This window comes from Donghicola sp. XS_ASV15 (assembly GCF_041224595.1).
GTDB lineage: Bacteria > Pseudomonadota > Alphaproteobacteria > Rhodobacterales > Rhodobacteraceae > Donghicola.
In genome coordinates this window covers 1-14268 of sequence record NZ_JBGFGN010000140.1, presented here as the reverse complement: position 1 = coordinate 14268, position 14268 = coordinate 1, and the positions used below count along the sequence as shown (strand labels likewise).

Here is a 14268-nt window from a genome sequence, read left to right as displayed (position 1 = left end):
ATGGTCTGTACGCGTCATGACTGCATTCCGTTTCACCTTTGCCCAGACAGAACTAGAGGCGCTGCCTTCGGGCGCATTGTACTATCCAGCGCAGCGCACCTTGTGCGTTTCTGACTTGCATTTGGGCAAAAGCGAACGGATCGCACGGCGTGGGGGCACGATGCTTCCCCCCTACGAAACATCAGACACTCTGACCCGCCTTGAAGCAGCAATCGACGCGACAATGCCCGAGCGTGTGATTTGCCTTGGCGACAGTTTTGACGATCTGGCGGCGGGGGGCGCATTGCCTTTGCGAGATCGGGAATGGCTCATGCGGCTACAGGCTGGCCGAGAATGGATCTGGATCGAGGGCAATCATGACCCCGCGCCAATTGACCTCGCCGGAATACACATGGCGGAGTTCCAGATCGGTGCACTCAGCTTTCGGCACATCGCACAAGACGGAGCACAGGGCGAAATCTCGGGGCATTATCACCCCAAAGCTTCGATCACTCTAAAAGGGCGGCACATCTCTCGGCCATGTTTCTTGCGATCTGCAAAACGGCTCATTTTGCCCGCCTTCGGCACGTATACAGGCGGGCTGAAATGCTCTGATCCGGTTTTGCGCGGGTTAATGGACCAGACCGCCGTGGCGCTGCTGACAGGCACGCAGATTACGCCCCTGCCCTATGCGCGCCTTCGCTAACCGTCCAAAAGGCCTGCGTCCTCAACCCGTGAACGATAGGTTTTGCTAACAGGGACCTCAGCACCGTCGCGCATCAGCAAATAGAGCTTGGCACCATCTTTCCGGCAGCCGGTCACAGCGGTCGGGTTCACCCAGTGGGATCGGTGGGTCAAAATGCCGTTGCCCTCGCCCATTTCGCGAACGGCATCGGCAAAGCGCATCAAAATACGCTCTTTCCCAACGTCGGTTGCGATCTCGACGTAGTGGTCATCAACGGTCATGCGGATGATTTGGTTAAACTCCGTCGCCGCAATACGATCAAAGATCGCAGGCTTGGCCTGCACTGCGCCAACGGCACCTGCGCTATCTTCTGCATGAAACAGGTAGAAACGGACGATGCCCACAGAAAAGCTCGCGAAACTCGCCGTCAGAAACACCTGAAAGTCACCCGGATAGAGTTCTGGCTCTCTCATCCATCCCAAGTTCAACGCAACCCAATTCATGATCGGCGTCAGGTAGAAACCAAAGACAATTGACGAAATCGCGGACCGGTTCACAAATGCGGCTTTGGGCAGAAGTTCATCGACGAGCGCACGGTTCAGCATCCCGACGACCGTCGCAAACCAGATGATCACAGCCCAAAGCAAAAGTGCTTGCCAGAAGTCATAGATATCTGACCGGAACGGACCAATCACCGCCAGCAAAATCGGCGCAATCAGCATCGCGACGCGGAACGCCGGATGTTTCATGCGCTCCAGAGTGGAGATCAGAGCGCCCGATAGGATAGCGAGAGCTTTGGTTTTAGCCACGTTGCGATAGACCCTGCTGAGAGCGGACACGCCGCTAGACCCCTGAAAATCGTTATTTTCCATAAACCTGACACACACACTCTTCGCAACACGGCCATATTACGGCCCGCAACACTTAGGCTCTATCGTATTCATTCCTAACATATCCGATAGGAGGACTGGCAAGACCCGAATACAATGGTGCTTGACCCGCAGGAGGTCGGGACCTAGCCAATATCCAATTGGGTTTATTCGAGATTATTGATGTCTTTCACAGCTCTAGGCACCGCAGCACCGATGATCCAGCTGCACACTTTTGCAGCCTTGACGTCCGCCGCAACGACGCTCGTGATTTTCAGTTTGCCACGGGGGCAGACATGGCACAGGCGGCTTGGCTGGCTGTGGGTCGCCGCATTGGCAGTGACGGCTGTCACCAGTTTCGGCATCACAGAGCTACGCGAGGGGCATTTTAGCCTGATCCATGTTCTATCCGTTGCAACTCTGGGGTTCTTGGGTCTTGGCGTCGCGCGTGCCCGCAGACATCAAGTCAAAGAGCATCGGCGCATCATGCTGTGGCTGACCTTTGGCGCACTTTGCGTTGCCGGTGCGTTTACCCTGATGCCCGGCCGCATCATGCACGCCGTTCTGTTTGGGCAATAGAGCGCCCTACGCTCTTTCCCTTCGGCCAGCCCTTCGATAGAACCCTGCGCAGACAAACAAGGGGATCTCTCCATGGCCATGGAAAAAACCTTCAACGCGGCCGAAGCCGAGCCGCGGATTTCGAAGAAATGGGAAGAGACGCACGCCTTTGCGGCTGGTGCGAACAAGAAACGTGATGAAACCTTCACCATCATGATCCCCCCGCCGAACGTGACGGGCGCCCTGCACGTGGGCCACGCGTTCAACAACACCCTGCAGGACATTCTGGTCCGCTGGCACCGGATGCGCGGCTTTGACACCCTGTGGCAGCCCGGTCAGGACCACGCAGGCATCGCAACCCAGCTTCAGGTCGAAAAGATGCTGGCCGCCACTGGCCAACCCGGTCGCCGCGAATTGGGCCGCGAGGCGTTTCTGGACAAGGTCTGGGAATGGAAGGGCGAATACGGCGGCACCATCGTCAACCAGCTAAAACGCCTTGGCTCCAGCTGTGACTGGGACCGCAACGCGTTCACCATGGCGGGCGCCCCCGGCGATCCGCGGACCGGCCACGAGAACAGCCCCAACTTCCACGACGCCGTGATCAAGGTGTTCGTCGAGATGTACAACAAGGGCTTCATCTATCGCGGCAAGCGTCTAGTGAACTGGGACCCCCACTTTGAAACCGCGATTTCGGACCTCGAGGTCGAGAATATCGAAGTCGACGGCCACATGTGGCACTTCAAATACCCGCTGGCGGGCGGCGAGACCTACACCTACGTCGAGAAGGACGAGGACGGGAACGTCACCTTCAGCGAAGAGCGTGATTACATCAGCATCGCGACCACCCGCCCAGAGACCATGCTGGGTGACGGCGCGGTCGCCGTACACCCCGATGACGAGCGTTACGCGCCCATCGTTGGCAAGCTGTGTGAAATCCCCGTTGGCCCCAAGGAACAGCGCCGTCTGATCCCGATCATCACCGACGAATACCCCGACATGGCCTTCGGCTCGGGTGCGGTGAAGATCACAGGCGCCCATGACTTCAACGACCACGAAGTCGCCAAGCGCGGGAACATTCCCCAGTACCGTCTGATGGACACCACCGCGCACATGCGCGCCGACGGTGCCCCCTATGCCGAAGAAGCAGCCAAGGCGGCGGAATACGCGGCGGGCAAGCCCTTTACCGTTCAGGAAATCGACGCGATCAACCTGGTCCCCGATGAATACCGCGGTCTGGATCGCTACGAGGCCCGCAAGCTGGTCGTCCAGAACATTATCGACGAAGGTCTGGCGGTCATGACCGTGGCCACCGACCCGCGTCTTGGCAAAGCGGCTGTTAAGGCCCCCGTTGCCCCCGAAGAGGGCGGCGAAGCCCGCACCGAAGAAGAGCAGCTGGTCCCCCTGATCGAAGCCAAGAAGATCATGCAGCCCTTCGGCGACCGCTCGAAGGTCGTGATCGAGCCCATGCTCACCGACCAGTGGTTCGTGGACGCGGAAAAGGTCGTTGGCCCCGCTCTGGACGCTGTCCGGACCGGCCGCACCAAGATTATCCCGGAGTCGGGCGAGAAGACCTATTACCACTGGCTGGAAAACATCGAGCCTTGGTGCATCAGCCGCCAGCTGTGGTGGGGCCACCAGATCCCCGTGTGGTACGGTCTGGAACTGGCCGCCGACGGCTTCAAGGACGACGAAGGCAACGGTGCGCTGGACGAAGTCGAGATCCTGCGCCTGCTGACCCGTGACCATCTCGTTCACCGCGGCGAGGTGTATCACGCTGGCAGCGATGCCGATGACGCTGGCAAGAAATTCGTTGACGTGCTGGCCGGTCTGCCCACCCCCCTGAACCACGCCCGCGTCATTGAGGTAGAAAACCGTCAGGCCGCAATCGAGGCTCTGGCCGAAGGTCTGGCGCAGTACAACGTCACCCAAGACCCGACCCAACTGGTCTACCCGATCTGGCGCGACGCCGACGTTCTGGACACTTGGTTCAGCTCGGGTCTATGGCCCATCGGCACGCTGGGTTGGCCGAACTGGGACGAAAGCACCTCGAAATACTTCCCGACCGATGTGCTCATCACCGGCTTTGACATCCTGTTCTTCTGGGTCGCGCGCATGATGATGATGCAGCTGGCCGTGGTAGACGAGATCCCGTTCCACACCATCTACCTGCACGACCTCGTCCGCGACGAGAAGGGCAAGAAGATGTCCAAGACCACCGGCAATGTCATCGACCCGCTGGAAATCGTGGACGAGTACGGCGCGGACGCCCTGCGTTTCACCAATGCGGCCATGGCCTCCATCGGCGGTGTACTGAAACTGTCCAAGGACCGTATCGCGGGCTACCGGAACTTTGGCACCAAACTCTGGAACGCCTCTCGCTTTGCCGAGATGAACGGTGTTTTCGAAGGCTACGTCCCCCAAAGCGTACCCCCTCAGGCCAAGGAGACCGTGAACCGCTGGATCATCGGCGAAGTGGCCCGTGCCCGCGTGGCCACCGACACCGCCCTGTCGGCCTACCGTTTCAATGACGCGGCGCTGGGGCTCTATGCCTTTGTCTGGGGCAAGGTCTGCGACTGGTACGTGGAATTCGCCAAACCGCTCTTGAACAGTGACGACGAAGCGGTTCTGGCCGAAACCCGTGAGACCATGGGCTGGGTCATCGACCAGTCGATCCTGATGCTGCACCCCTTCATGCCCTTCATCACCGAAGAGCTGTGGGACCAGCTGGCCGACCGCGAAAAGATGCTGGTCCACGGCGACTGGCCCGAATATGGCGAAGAGCTGATCGACGCTGCCGCAGACAGCGAGATGAACTGGGTGATTTCGCTGATCGAAGGCATCCGTTCGGCCCGCGCTCAGATGCACGTCCCCGCTGGCTTGCACGTGCCGCTGGTCGTCACCGGTTTCACCGCTGATGCCAAGGCCGCCTTTGCCCGCAACGAAACCCTGATCAAGAAGCTGGCCCGCGTAGACAGCCTGACCGAGGTCGACGCCTTCCCCAAGGGCTGCGCGACCTTGGGCGTTTCGGGCGGCAGCTTCGGCCTGCCTCTGGCGGACATCATCGACGTGGCCGAGGAAAAGGCCCGCCTCGAGAAAACGCTGACCAAGCTGGCCAAAGAGATCAAAGGTCTGTCGGGCCGCGTGAACAACCCCAAATTCGTGGCCTCGGCCCCTGAAGAGGTGGTTGAAGAAGCGCGCGCCAACCTTGCCGAACGCGAAGCCGAAGAGGCAAAGCTGCAAGAGGCACTCGCTCGTCTCGCAGAGATCGGTTAACCCAAAAAACGGCGGGCCTTGCAAGGCGCGAGGCCCGCACGTAACCATTCGGCGCATGACACATCCGCGCTACACACGGCTGCTGGACAGCCTGCCCTCCACCGTTCCTTTTGTCGGCCCCGAAGTGATTGAACGCACCACCGGCCAGCCCTTTTCGGCCCGCCTCGGCGCGAACGAGAATATCTTTGGCCCCTCGCCCAAGGCGCTAGAGGCCCTGCGTCAGGCAGACGCGGAAATCTGGAAATACCCCGACAGCGCAAGCCACGATCTGAAGGCCGAAATCGCGGCCCAGAACGGCATTGCCCCCGAAAACATCGTCATCGGCGAAGGGGTCGACGGCTTGCTCGGCTATCTCGCCCGTATGATGATCGAACAGGGCGACACGGTGGTTACGTCAGACGGCGCCTACCCCACCTTCAACTACCACGTGGCAGGTTTTGGCGGTGTCCTCCACAAAGTGCCCTTCAAGGATGACTTCGAGGATCTGGATGCCCTGATCACCCGCGCTGCCAAGGTGGACGCCAAGCTGCTTTACCTGTCGAACCCCGACAACCCCATGGGCACCTATCTGAGCGGCACCACGATCACAGACGCGTTGGATCGCCTACCCGATGGGTGCTTAATGATCTTGGACGAGGCCTACATCGAACTGGCCCCCACCGACGCACGTGCGGACATCGCGATCGAGGACCCCCGCGTGATCCGCATGCGGTCCATGTCCAAGGCTTATGGCCTTGCCGGTGCGCGCGTTGGCTACGCCCTTGGCGCGGCGGAACTCATCAAGAATTTCGATAAAATCCGCAATCACTTTGGCCTGAACCGCAGCGCCCAACACGCTGCACTCGCCGCGCTGCAGGACACCGAGTGGCTGGCCCATATTCAGTCGCAGGTCAGCCACGCCAGAGACCGCCTAAGCCAGATTGCACTGGACAACGGCCTCACCCCAATCCCCTCTGCCACGAACTTCGTGACAATGGATTGTGGACGTGACGGGGACTATGCCGCCGCAGTGGTCCGCGAACTCGGTGCGCGTGGCATCTTTGCCCGCATGCCCGGTGTGGCCCCTCTGAACCGCTGCATTCGCATCAGCTGCGGCCCTGACGCAGCACTTGACCTCTTCGCAGCCGCGCTCCCGCAGGCCCTCAAAGCCGCGCTCTAACTCTTTCTTGGCAAAATACCCCCCGCCGGAGGCAAAGCCTTGGCCCTAGGCCAAGGCATATCACCCGAACAAATCGCTCGTCCCGGCGGGACGGGGCGGCTCTAGCCCCAAGTGCATCCAACTCGCTTGCGTCAACATCCGCCCTCGGGGGGTCCGTTGGATCAAGCCTTGCTGCAACAGATAGGGCTCGATCACTTCTTCCAGTGCGTCACGGCTCTCTGACAGCGCAGCGCTCATTGTTTCGATCCCGACAGGCCCCCCCTGATAAGCCTCGGCGATCAGGCGCAAGTATCGGCGGTCCGCAGAGTCGAGCCCCAGTTGGTCGACTCCAAGGCGCGTCAATGCACGGTCAGCCAGTTCACGGGTGACACGCCCGTCGCCTTCGACCACCGCAAAATCTACCACGCGCCGCAGCAGACGTCCTGCGATCCGCGGCGTGCCGCGGGCGCGGCGGGCAATTTCTCGGGCGCCCTCGGGCTCCGCAGGGGCCCCGAGTTTTACCGCGTTCCGCGCAACAATTTCGGTCAGTTCGTGGATCTCGTAAAACTGCAGACGCGTCGGGATGCCAAAGCGGTCGCGCAAGGGCGTTGTCAGCAGGCCGAGACGCGTCGTCGCACCCACCAAGGTAAATGGCTGCAGTTCGATCCGCACGGTCCGAGCTGCTGGCCCCTCGCCAATCACAAGGTCCAGCTCGAAATCCTCCATCGCGGGATAGAGCACTTCTTCGACCGCAGGGTTCAGACGGTGGATTTCGTCGATGAACAAAACATCCCGCGCCTCAAGGTTGGTCAGGATCGCCGCCAGATCACCCGCCTTGGCCAACACCGGCCCCGATGTCATGCGAAAGTTCACCCCAAGCTCGCGCGACATGATTTGCGCCAGCGTGGTTTTCCCCAAACCCGGCGGGCCATGGAACAGAGTGTGGTCCATCGCCTCGCCCCGCCGTTTCGCGGATTCGATGAAGACGCGCAGATTCGCGCGAGCCTCGGCCTGACCGATGAAATCCTCCAGCACCTGTGGGCGCAGGGCGCGATCGTTGTCCTCGGACAGTTTTTCGGGGCGAAGGGTCGGATCGGGTTCCTGCATCGCTTATCCCTTGGGCGCCAAAAGGCGCAGTGCAGCGCGGATCAAGGCTGATGTATCAGCCTCGGGGTCGTCTTGCATCGCTTGCGCGACTGCCGACGCCGCCTCGCCGGGCTGATACCCCAGATTACCAAGCGCCGAGAGCGCCTCTGATTGCGCGGCCATATTCGGCTTGGGCGCAGGGGCGGCACGTTTCGTTGGCGTCTTGGGCTCTGGTGCCTCGGTCAGCTCTGCGGGTTCCTCGCCCATGGCAGCAGTGATCGAGCCGCCCATGGCCATAACGGTGGGGGCTTTGTCCTTCAGCTCGTTCACCACGCGTTGCGCGGTCTTGGGGCCAATGCCTTTGGCTGCCTTGATACTGTTCCAGTCGCCCAAAGCTATGGCGCGGCTCACCCCGTCAGGCCCAAGCGCCGAGAGCATGGCCAGCGCCGCTTTGGCGCCCACCCCTTGGACGGTTTGGAGCAACCGGAACCATTCTTTCTCTTGCAACGTGGTGAAGCCGTACAGCTGCAGCAGATCCTCGCGCACCAGCAACTCGGTGAAGAGCGCGGTCGCCTCGCCAACACCAGGCAGCGCCCCCAACGTACGGTCTGAACAATAGACGATGTAGCCGACGCCGCGCACATCGAGCAGCACGTGATCCTCGGTCCGGTAGTCGATCCGGCCTGACAGTTTTCCGATCATCCCTTGGCCCTCGCCAATGCTTGTTCCAGACCGCGTCCGCCGCGGCTTTGGTGGGCGTGACACATGGCGATCGCAAGCGCATCTGTGGCGTCAGGCCCATTCAGCTTCACGCCGGGCAATTGCAGGCGCACCATATAGTCCACCTGATCCTTGGCTGCGTGACCCACGCCCACCACGGTCTTCTTCACCGCGTTTGGGGCATATTCCCCGACCCGCAACCCCGCCTGCGCCAAGGTCATCAGGGCCACGCCCCGCGCCTGACCCAGTTTCAGGGTGCCCACAGCATCCTTGTTCACAAAGGTCTGTTCGATGGCCGCCGTCTCCGGCCCCCATGCCGCGATCACTTCGATCAACTGGTTGTACAAAGAGAGCAGCCGTTCTCCGAGGTTGTCCCCGTCCGAATGGCAGACGCCGTTGGCAACATGAGTGATTCGTCCGGGCATCGCATCAATGACGCCCCACCCCATGTTGCGCAGGCCCGGATCGACCCCCAAAACGCGCATTTCTGCCCCCTGCTCTGTGTTCTTTTCGTCGCACTAGCACGAAACAAGAACAAATGCCAGCATGATGGCAAGAGGCGGCGCCCTGAAATCGGGATGAAATCCGCCTCTTCGCGATCTGAATGCGACACGAAAAAGATACATATTTCTCTTTAGTAACAGTTTGTTAGTTGTCATGCAGTGTATGCATGGGTCGCGTTCGACCTATGCAATTTTTATCGCTTGTGCCGGAAAAGAAGGCGAATTACGTGCGGATCAGGAAATCACTCCACTTTTTTCTTGCAACCTCGAAGGGACGCAAAAATGGCAGTTCTCGATATCACCCGCATCGACACCCCTGCGGCTGGCATTGGTGCCCGCCTTTGGCAGGCAGCAGTGCATTTCGCATATTCGCTGGCGGCCCCGACGGGCGCAGGCAAGGCGCTGGACGCCCTGTCCGACGCACAGCTGGACGATCTGGGCCTGTGCCGCGCAGACATCATCGACATGAAAAAAGCGCGCCGCTTCTAAGCCGCAGACCAGACCAACGCAAAAGGGCGCCTGATCCAGTCAGGCGCCCTTTTTGTATGTCAGCGTCAGATACAGATTACTTCTGCAGGGTCAGGGTCGACCAATCCCCAATGTCTTCGCGGTGCGCCAAGGTCATGCCCTGCGCCACATAGGCTTCGGTAACCTCGTCCGCCTGATCCACCAGCAATCCGGACAGGATCGCGTAACCGCCCTCGCCCAGATGCGAGGCCACATCGGGGGCCAGATCGATCAGCGGAGCCTTCAAAATGTTCGCAAAGACCAGATCAAAGGGCGCAGCGGCGTGAAGCGTCTCGTGCTCGAAACCGGTCGCCTCTAGGCAGTTCACGCGGCCTTCCAGACCATTTGCCTTTACGTTGGCTTCGGCCACTTCGACCGCAACGATATCAATGTCGCTGGCCAGAACAGGGTTCGGCCAAATGCGCGCTGCCGCCATGCCCAGAACAGCGGTTCCGCAGCCAATATCGACCACGTTATTGCCCTTAAACCCGCCCGTGTCCAAACGATCCAGCGCCCGCAAACAGCCCAGCGTGGTGCCATGGTGACCGGTGCCAAAGGCCATCGCGGCCTCGATCAACAGGGGCTCGCTATCCGCAGGCACCTTGTCCGCGTCGTGGCTGCCGTAGACAAAGAAGCGACCCGCAACCACGGGCGCCAGATCACGGCGCACTTTGGCGACCCAATCTGTTTCGGGCAGTTCGCTGACCACGAAATCCTGCGCGTCGTTCATGGACGCCAGCAGCGCCAGACCAGCCGCATCAGGCTCCTCGGTAAAGTAACCGCCGACTTCCCACAGGCCCGAGCCGTCTTCCATTTCGAACACGCCGATGCCGGTGGGCTCGGGGATCATGTTCTCCATCGCCACGCCCAAGGCTTCGGCGTTCTCTTTGGCGGTCAGCTTGGTGTAGGCGGTGTAGGTGGGCATTTCGGACTCCTGTTCAGGCTTGCAGGGGGCGATAGGCCCCCTTCTGCCTTGGGTCAAGCGCCCTTTACTCTGCGACCGCAGCCACGAACCGGCTCAGGCGCGTTTCGTGGCCCTTTTGCGGATGGCGCGGGATCAGCAGCGCCAGACAGAGCGAGCTCGCCGCCATGCCCGCCGCAAGCACAAACACCGCCCCGGGCGACTGGAGCCACAGGTAGCCCAACGCTGCAGGCAAGAAGACCGCAGCGATGTGGTTGATGGTAAACGCAACGGCTGCAGTCGGCGCGATGTCACCCGGATCCGCGATTTTCTGGAAGTAGGTCTTGATCGCCAGCGCCATGGCAAAGAACAGGTGGTCGATCACATAGAGCACAGAAGCCAGAACGACGCCCCATCCGAACATGTAGATGCCGCCATACAGGCTAAACACAACGATGAGGCCGACATATTCGATCACCAGCGCCTTTTGCTCGCCAAAGCGGGACACCATCCGCCCGATCAACGGCGCAAAGAACATGTTCGCAACAAGGTTAATCAGAAACAGCCCCGTGACCTCATGCACGTCAAAGCCAAACCGTTCGACCATCATAAAGCCCGCAAAGACCACAAAGATCTGACGGCGCGCTCCTGCCATGAACTGAAGCAAGTAATACAGCCAGTAGCGGCGGCGCAGAACGAACTTCTTAACCTGAGGATTGGGCGCTTCGAACTGAGGGTAGGCAAAGATCGCAAACATCGCGACTGCCGCCGTCACCCCGCCCGCAATCATGTAGACAGTGGAATAAGACAGCGAAAAGCTCTGCCACGTCAGCATAATCAAGCCATAGGCCACCAGCGTCGCCGCACTGCCTGTCGCCAGCAATGCGCCCAGAACCTTGGGCGCCTCCTCCTTGGACAGCCATTGCAGTTGGAGCGACTGGTTCACCGTCTCATAATAATGAAAGCCGATTGAGCTCAGCATTGTGACCACCAGAATTCCGCCTAATGACGGAAAGAACCCTGTGATCGCCGTCGCGACCCCCAGCAAGATCAGAGAGACGAGCCCCAAGACCTGCTCTCGAATAATCAGCAGCAGAGCGATCACGCCAATCGCCAGAAAACCCGGGATTTCGCGAACGGTATGCAGCCAGCCGATGTCAGAGCCATCGAACTGCGCCACCTCGATCACGAAGTTATTCAACAGGGCAGACCATGTCGCAAACGCCACCGGCATCGCGGCAGCCATCACGAACAGCAATGTTTTAGGCTGACGCCATTTTGGCAAATGACGCGCGTCGGCCAGAGGAAGAGGGGCGAAGAATGAACGACTCATACCAGTCTATTACGCCCGCCTGTTCTCTGTGGCAAAGCTCAATCCACGCGTCCGGCGCTAAACTGGTATTCCACCTCAGCAAAGGACGCACGGGGGAAGCCGTAGGCAAAACTCAGGCCTTCGGGGCCGGCGACGGTGCCATGTTCTGCGTTTGACGGGATGAACAGGGCCACCCCCGCAGAGATGGGATGCACAATGCCATCGATTGTGACCTCGCCCGACCCAGAGAGACCGAAGTAGAATTCAGAGGGGGCATGGCGGTGGGGCTCTAGGGTATCGCCTGCATCAAACTGTGCAATACCCAGAACCATGTCGCTGGTTTGGGTAACATCCGCTGAAAAGAGCGTTTTCCAACGTACCTTCCCGAACGTCGGATCAGTCCCGCCCTCTAGCGGCAATATGGCCGAATCCACGCGCAAACCAGCAGAAACCGGCAGGGACGCAGGGATGCCGTCGAACGGCAACACAGTCTCGTTAAGCTCCATCATGCACCTCAGTCAGTCAGTGTTCAGTCTGCCCCAAAGCGTCCGATACGCCGCCCTTGTCCGTCCCGCTTTTTCGCGACCCAGAAATGTCGCTTTTTAGAAATTCGACCTTCAAATTCACACATTCATATCCTGATGCAAATCAAGGCGCCGATCCGCAGATGTGCGTAAAACCCGCCCAATCGCCCGAAAGGAGAGCAGTATGGACATACTCTGGATCGTCGAATCAGTGGGAGAAGCCGCAACCGCCGCTCTGTTCGGACTGGTCACCGGTGTAATCTTCGGCGTTGCAGCGCAGCGATCACGGTTTTGCCTGCGGGCCGCGACGGTGGAATTTGGACGGTTCCAGATGGGGGACCGCGTGGCGGTCTGGCTCTTGACCTTCTCGACCGCGCTCGTCTGGGTGCAGGCCGCAGAGCTTAGCGGACTGATGCAAGCCGAGGACGCTCGCATGATGGCTGTCCCCGGCAGCTGGTCCGGCGCAATCCTTGGTGGGCTGCTCTTCGGCTGTGGGATGGTCTTGGCCCGTGGCTGCTCTGGCAGGCTCTTGGTCCTTGGTGCCACGGGCAACCTACGCTCGATCATTTCTGGTCTGATCTTTGCGGTGGTCGCCCAAATGAGCCTGTCCGGCTGGCTCTCTCCGTTTCGGGACAAGCTTGCCGCTCTCTGGGTCACCAGCGGGGGCCGCAACCTGAATCTAGAGGCTGCTGTGGGGCTCCCGGACTGGGGCGGACTCATCCTTGGGCTGGGAATTGCTGTGTTTGCTGTGGAACTGTCGCGACGCCAACAGATTGGCTGGACCCGCCTCGTGTTTGCATCGGGCGTAGGGTTTGCTGTCGCGGTGGGCTGGGTGCTGACTTATGCCCTGTCCCAAGTCGCGTTTGATCCTGTGCAGATCGAGAGTGCGACGTTCACGGGCCCCTCGGCTCATACGCTTATGTTCTTTCTCGAACGCAATCCGGTGCTGGAGTTCGACGTTGGTCTCGTGCCCGGCGTGTTTATTGGCGCTTTTGTCGCCTCCTGGCTCAAAGGCGAGTTCAAATTCCAAGGGTTCGAGGATGAGGCCAATATGCGCCGCGCAATGCTCGGGGCAGCGCTGATGGGCTTTGGCGGCATGTTGGCCGGAGGTTGCGCGATCGGAGCAGGTGTGACAGGCGGGTCGATCTTTGTCGGAACCGCCTGGTTGGCACTATTTTGCATGTGGGTCGGCGCTATCGTCACCGACCGCTTGGTGGATTACTCGGCGGAGTAACCCAGACCCGAAGGACTATCGCCGGATTGCGGTATACCCTCGTTCAGGCGGCGCTGCGCAACACTTTGAGCAATCCAGTCGACCACTGCGTTCACGATCGGATCGCGTTGACGCTTCTCTTGGTAGACAGCCCAGAGGCTACGGGTCGCCACACTATGCGCGCCTGTAATAATGCTCAGCGGTGAGTTCGCAGCCAGGTGCAGACGTGGAACGATAGTCGACAGACCCGTCGAGGCCGCGGCATCCATAGCCAGGCTGAAATCCTCTACCCGCATGACAGGAGGCCGCCCGAAGCGTTCGTAGCCAGCTTGCATCTCGGGGGTCCAGTCCAACTCTCGGCTCAGCGCGATCCAGTCGCGGCTGGTCGCATCAGGTTTTTGCACCGCGCAGAAATGAACTTTGCCAACTTCGTGGCCCATCAAAGCATCGTCCAACGGCCGGTTCATACGCAGCGCCACATCCACATCTTCGCGGTCGAAGTTGGCTTCGATCGAAGAACACAGGATTTCCAACTCGATCCCTGGGTAGCGTTCCATGAATGCGCCCAGTTGATCGGTCAGATAATCTGCCGCAAGAAATCCCGTTGTGATAACGCGAGCTTTCTCTGCAGCCGACTGCAAATGAGGCAGGTTGTTGCCAAGTCGGGCCAGATTGGATTCAAATTGCTCAATCACATCCATCAATGCGCGGCCCTCTGGCGTCAGCCGCCATCCGTCGCGCCCCTGCACGAACAATTTGACCCCGACATCCTGTGAGATGCGATGAATGCGGCGCGAAACGGTCGCGACATTAATATCGAGATGTTTTGCAGCAACGTTCATCGAACGGTGCCGCGCTAAGGGTCACGTCCGTCAAGGTGGTGTAATTTGTCGGGTGGCCTGAGGTCATGATCAGGCGGCTTTTATGCTGAGAATTGGGTCTGTCTCCTCGTTGTCGATCTGAGCGAATGCCTCGACCATCATGTAGCGGCTGGCGGTTT

At 59.9% G+C, this 14268-nt stretch carries 14 protein-coding genes and 1 pseudogene; 6 read left to right on the top strand and 9 right to left on the bottom strand.

The genetic code is table 11. The features are described from left to right. The first annotated feature begins 16 nt into the window (after positions 1 to 16). Positions 17 to 685 carry a ligase-associated DNA damage response endonuclease PdeM gene (gene pdeM / locus AB9K37_RS11680; RefSeq protein ID WP_369838762.1) on the top strand — a complete coding sequence of 223 codons (669 nt, stop codon included), beginning with the start codon at positions 17 to 19 and terminating at the stop codon, positions 683 to 685. On the opposite strand, the gene AB9K37_RS11675 is transcribed toward pdeM, so the two are convergent. Beyond that, the gene (locus AB9K37_RS11675) at positions 682 to 1503 is read right to left on the bottom strand and encodes a LytTR family DNA-binding domain-containing protein (RefSeq protein ID WP_369838759.1); all 822 of its coding nucleotides are present in this window, start codon (positions 1501 to 1503) and stop codon (positions 682 to 684) included. The genes pdeM and AB9K37_RS11675 overlap by 4 nt on opposite strands. Before the next feature lie 213 nt (positions 1504 to 1716). On the opposite strand from AB9K37_RS11675, the gene AB9K37_RS11670 reads away from it, so the two are divergent. From AB9K37_RS11670 to AB9K37_RS11660, 3 genes are all read left to right on the top strand, one after another. Further along, positions 1717 to 2112: a DUF2306 domain-containing protein gene (locus AB9K37_RS11670; RefSeq protein ID WP_369838756.1), complete on the top strand. Its 396-nt coding sequence runs from the start codon at positions 1717 to 1719 to the stop codon at positions 2110 to 2112. A gap of 72 nt (positions 2113 to 2184) precedes the next feature. Then, positions 2185 to 5364, top strand: a complete 3180-nt coding sequence (locus AB9K37_RS11665; RefSeq protein WP_369838753.1) for a valine--tRNA ligase — start codon at positions 2185 to 2187, stop codon at positions 5362 to 5364. 55 nt (positions 5365 to 5419) lie between these two features. Further along, a complete protein-coding gene (locus AB9K37_RS11660) occupies positions 5420 to 6523 on the top strand; it encodes a pyridoxal phosphate-dependent aminotransferase (RefSeq protein ID WP_369838751.1) in 1104 nt (367 codons plus the stop codon). Positions 6524 to 6583: 60 nt separating this feature from the next. Here the strand turns inward: AB9K37_RS11660 and ruvB are convergent, their stop codons facing one another. From ruvB to ruvC, 3 genes are read right to left on the bottom strand one after another with little or no spacing between them, the layout of a single operon-like run. Then, positions 6584 to 7609 (bottom strand): Holliday junction branch migration DNA helicase RuvB, encoded by a 1026-nt coding sequence (gene ruvB, locus AB9K37_RS11655; RefSeq protein WP_072705666.1) that lies wholly within the window; start codon positions 7607 to 7609, stop codon positions 6584 to 6586. A gap of 3 nt (positions 7610 to 7612) precedes the next feature. Then, positions 7613 to 8290 (bottom strand): Holliday junction branch migration protein RuvA, encoded by a 678-nt coding sequence (ruvA, locus tag AB9K37_RS11650; RefSeq protein WP_369838747.1) that lies wholly within the window; start codon positions 8288 to 8290, stop codon positions 7613 to 7615. Then, complete coding sequence (gene ruvC, locus AB9K37_RS11645; protein WP_369838744.1) at positions 8287 to 8793, bottom strand: crossover junction endodeoxyribonuclease RuvC; 507 nt, start codon at positions 8791 to 8793, stop codon at positions 8287 to 8289. Before ruvC ends, ruvA begins: the two co-directional genes overlap by 4 nt. Positions 8794 to 9093: 300 nt before the next feature. Here ruvC and AB9K37_RS11640 point away from each other — a divergent pair, with 300 nt between their 5' ends. Beyond that, positions 9094 to 9300: a DUF1127 domain-containing protein gene (locus AB9K37_RS11640; RefSeq protein WP_369838741.1), complete on the top strand. Its 207-nt coding sequence runs from the start codon at positions 9094 to 9096 to the stop codon at positions 9298 to 9300. Positions 9301 to 9376: 76 nt separating this feature from the next. Here the strand turns inward: AB9K37_RS11640 and AB9K37_RS11635 are convergent, their stop codons facing one another. The 3 genes from AB9K37_RS11635 to AB9K37_RS11625 form a co-directional block, all read right to left on the bottom strand. Further along, positions 9377 to 10243 carry a 50S ribosomal protein L11 methyltransferase gene (locus AB9K37_RS11635; protein WP_369838739.1) on the bottom strand — a complete coding sequence of 289 codons (867 nt, stop codon included), beginning with the start codon at positions 10241 to 10243 and terminating at the stop codon, positions 9377 to 9379. 64 nt (positions 10244 to 10307) lie between these two features. Further along, complete coding sequence (locus AB9K37_RS11630; RefSeq protein ID WP_369838736.1) at positions 10308 to 11552, bottom strand: MFS transporter; 1245 nt, start codon at positions 11550 to 11552, stop codon at positions 10308 to 10310. Between the two features lie 38 nt (positions 11553 to 11590). Then, entirely contained in the window at positions 11591 to 12040 is a 450-nt protein-coding gene (locus AB9K37_RS11625) for a cupin domain-containing protein (protein ID WP_369838733.1), read from the bottom strand. 199 nt (positions 12041 to 12239) lie between these two features. On the opposite strand from AB9K37_RS11625, the gene AB9K37_RS11620 reads away from it, so the two are divergent. Continuing rightward, positions 12240 to 13289, top strand: a complete 1050-nt coding sequence (locus AB9K37_RS11620; protein ID WP_369838730.1) for a YeeE/YedE family protein — start codon at positions 12240 to 12242, stop codon at positions 13287 to 13289. Here the strand turns inward: AB9K37_RS11620 and AB9K37_RS11615 are convergent. After that, the gene (locus AB9K37_RS11615; protein WP_369838823.1) at positions 13274 to 13969 is read right to left on the bottom strand and encodes a substrate-binding domain-containing protein; all 696 of its coding nucleotides are present in this window, start codon (positions 13967 to 13969) and stop codon (positions 13274 to 13276) included. The genes AB9K37_RS11620 and AB9K37_RS11615 overlap by 16 nt on opposite strands. An 18-nt stretch (positions 13970 to 13987) precedes the next feature. After that, positions 13988 to 14116, bottom strand: a pseudogene (locus tag AB9K37_RS11610) (LysR family transcriptional regulator); the annotation flags it as partial. Between the last annotated feature and the right edge of the window lie 152 nt (positions 14117 to 14268).

Bases quoted from the DNA above. Each gene is read 5' to 3' on its own strand.
- AB9K37_RS11660 (WP_369838751.1), top strand. From the start codon at position 5,420: ATGACACATCCGCGCTACACACGGCTGCTGGACAGCCTGCCCTCCACC.
- pdeM (WP_369838762.1), top strand. From the start codon at position 17: ATGACTGCATTCCGTTTCACCTTTGCCCAGACAGAACTAGAGGCGCTG.
- ruvC (WP_369838744.1), bottom strand. From the start codon at position 8,793: ATGCGCGTTTTGGGGGTCGATCCGGGCCTGCGCAACATGGGGTGGGGC.
- AB9K37_RS11670 (WP_369838756.1), top strand. From the start codon at position 1,717: ATGTCTTTCACAGCTCTAGGCACCGCAGCACCGATGATCCAGCTGCAC.
- AB9K37_RS11625 (WP_369838733.1), bottom strand. From the start codon at position 12,040: ATGATGGAGCTTAACGAGACTGTGTTGCCGTTCGACGGCATCCCTGCG.
- ruvA (WP_369838747.1), bottom strand. From the start codon at position 8,290: ATGATCGGAAAACTGTCAGGCCGGATCGACTACCGGACCGAGGATCAC.
- ruvB (WP_072705666.1), bottom strand. From the start codon at position 7,609: ATGCAGGAACCCGATCCGACCCTTCGCCCCGAAAAACTGTCCGAGGAC.
- AB9K37_RS11665 (WP_369838753.1), top strand. From the start codon at position 2,185: ATGGCCATGGAAAAAACCTTCAACGCGGCCGAAGCCGAGCCGCGGATT.
- AB9K37_RS11615 (WP_369838823.1), bottom strand. From the start codon at position 13,969: ATGGATGTGATTGAGCAATTTGAATCCAATCTGGCCCGACTTGGCAAC.
- AB9K37_RS11640 (WP_369838741.1), top strand. From the start codon at position 9,094: ATGGCAGTTCTCGATATCACCCGCATCGACACCCCTGCGGCTGGCATT.
- AB9K37_RS11620 (WP_369838730.1), top strand. From the start codon at position 12,240: ATGGACATACTCTGGATCGTCGAATCAGTGGGAGAAGCCGCAACCGCC.
- AB9K37_RS11635 (WP_369838739.1), bottom strand. From the start codon at position 10,243: ATGCCCACCTACACCGCCTACACCAAGCTGACCGCCAAAGAGAACGCC.
- AB9K37_RS11630 (WP_369838736.1), bottom strand. From the start codon at position 11,552: ATGAGTCGTTCATTCTTCGCCCCTCTTCCTCTGGCCGACGCGCGTCAT.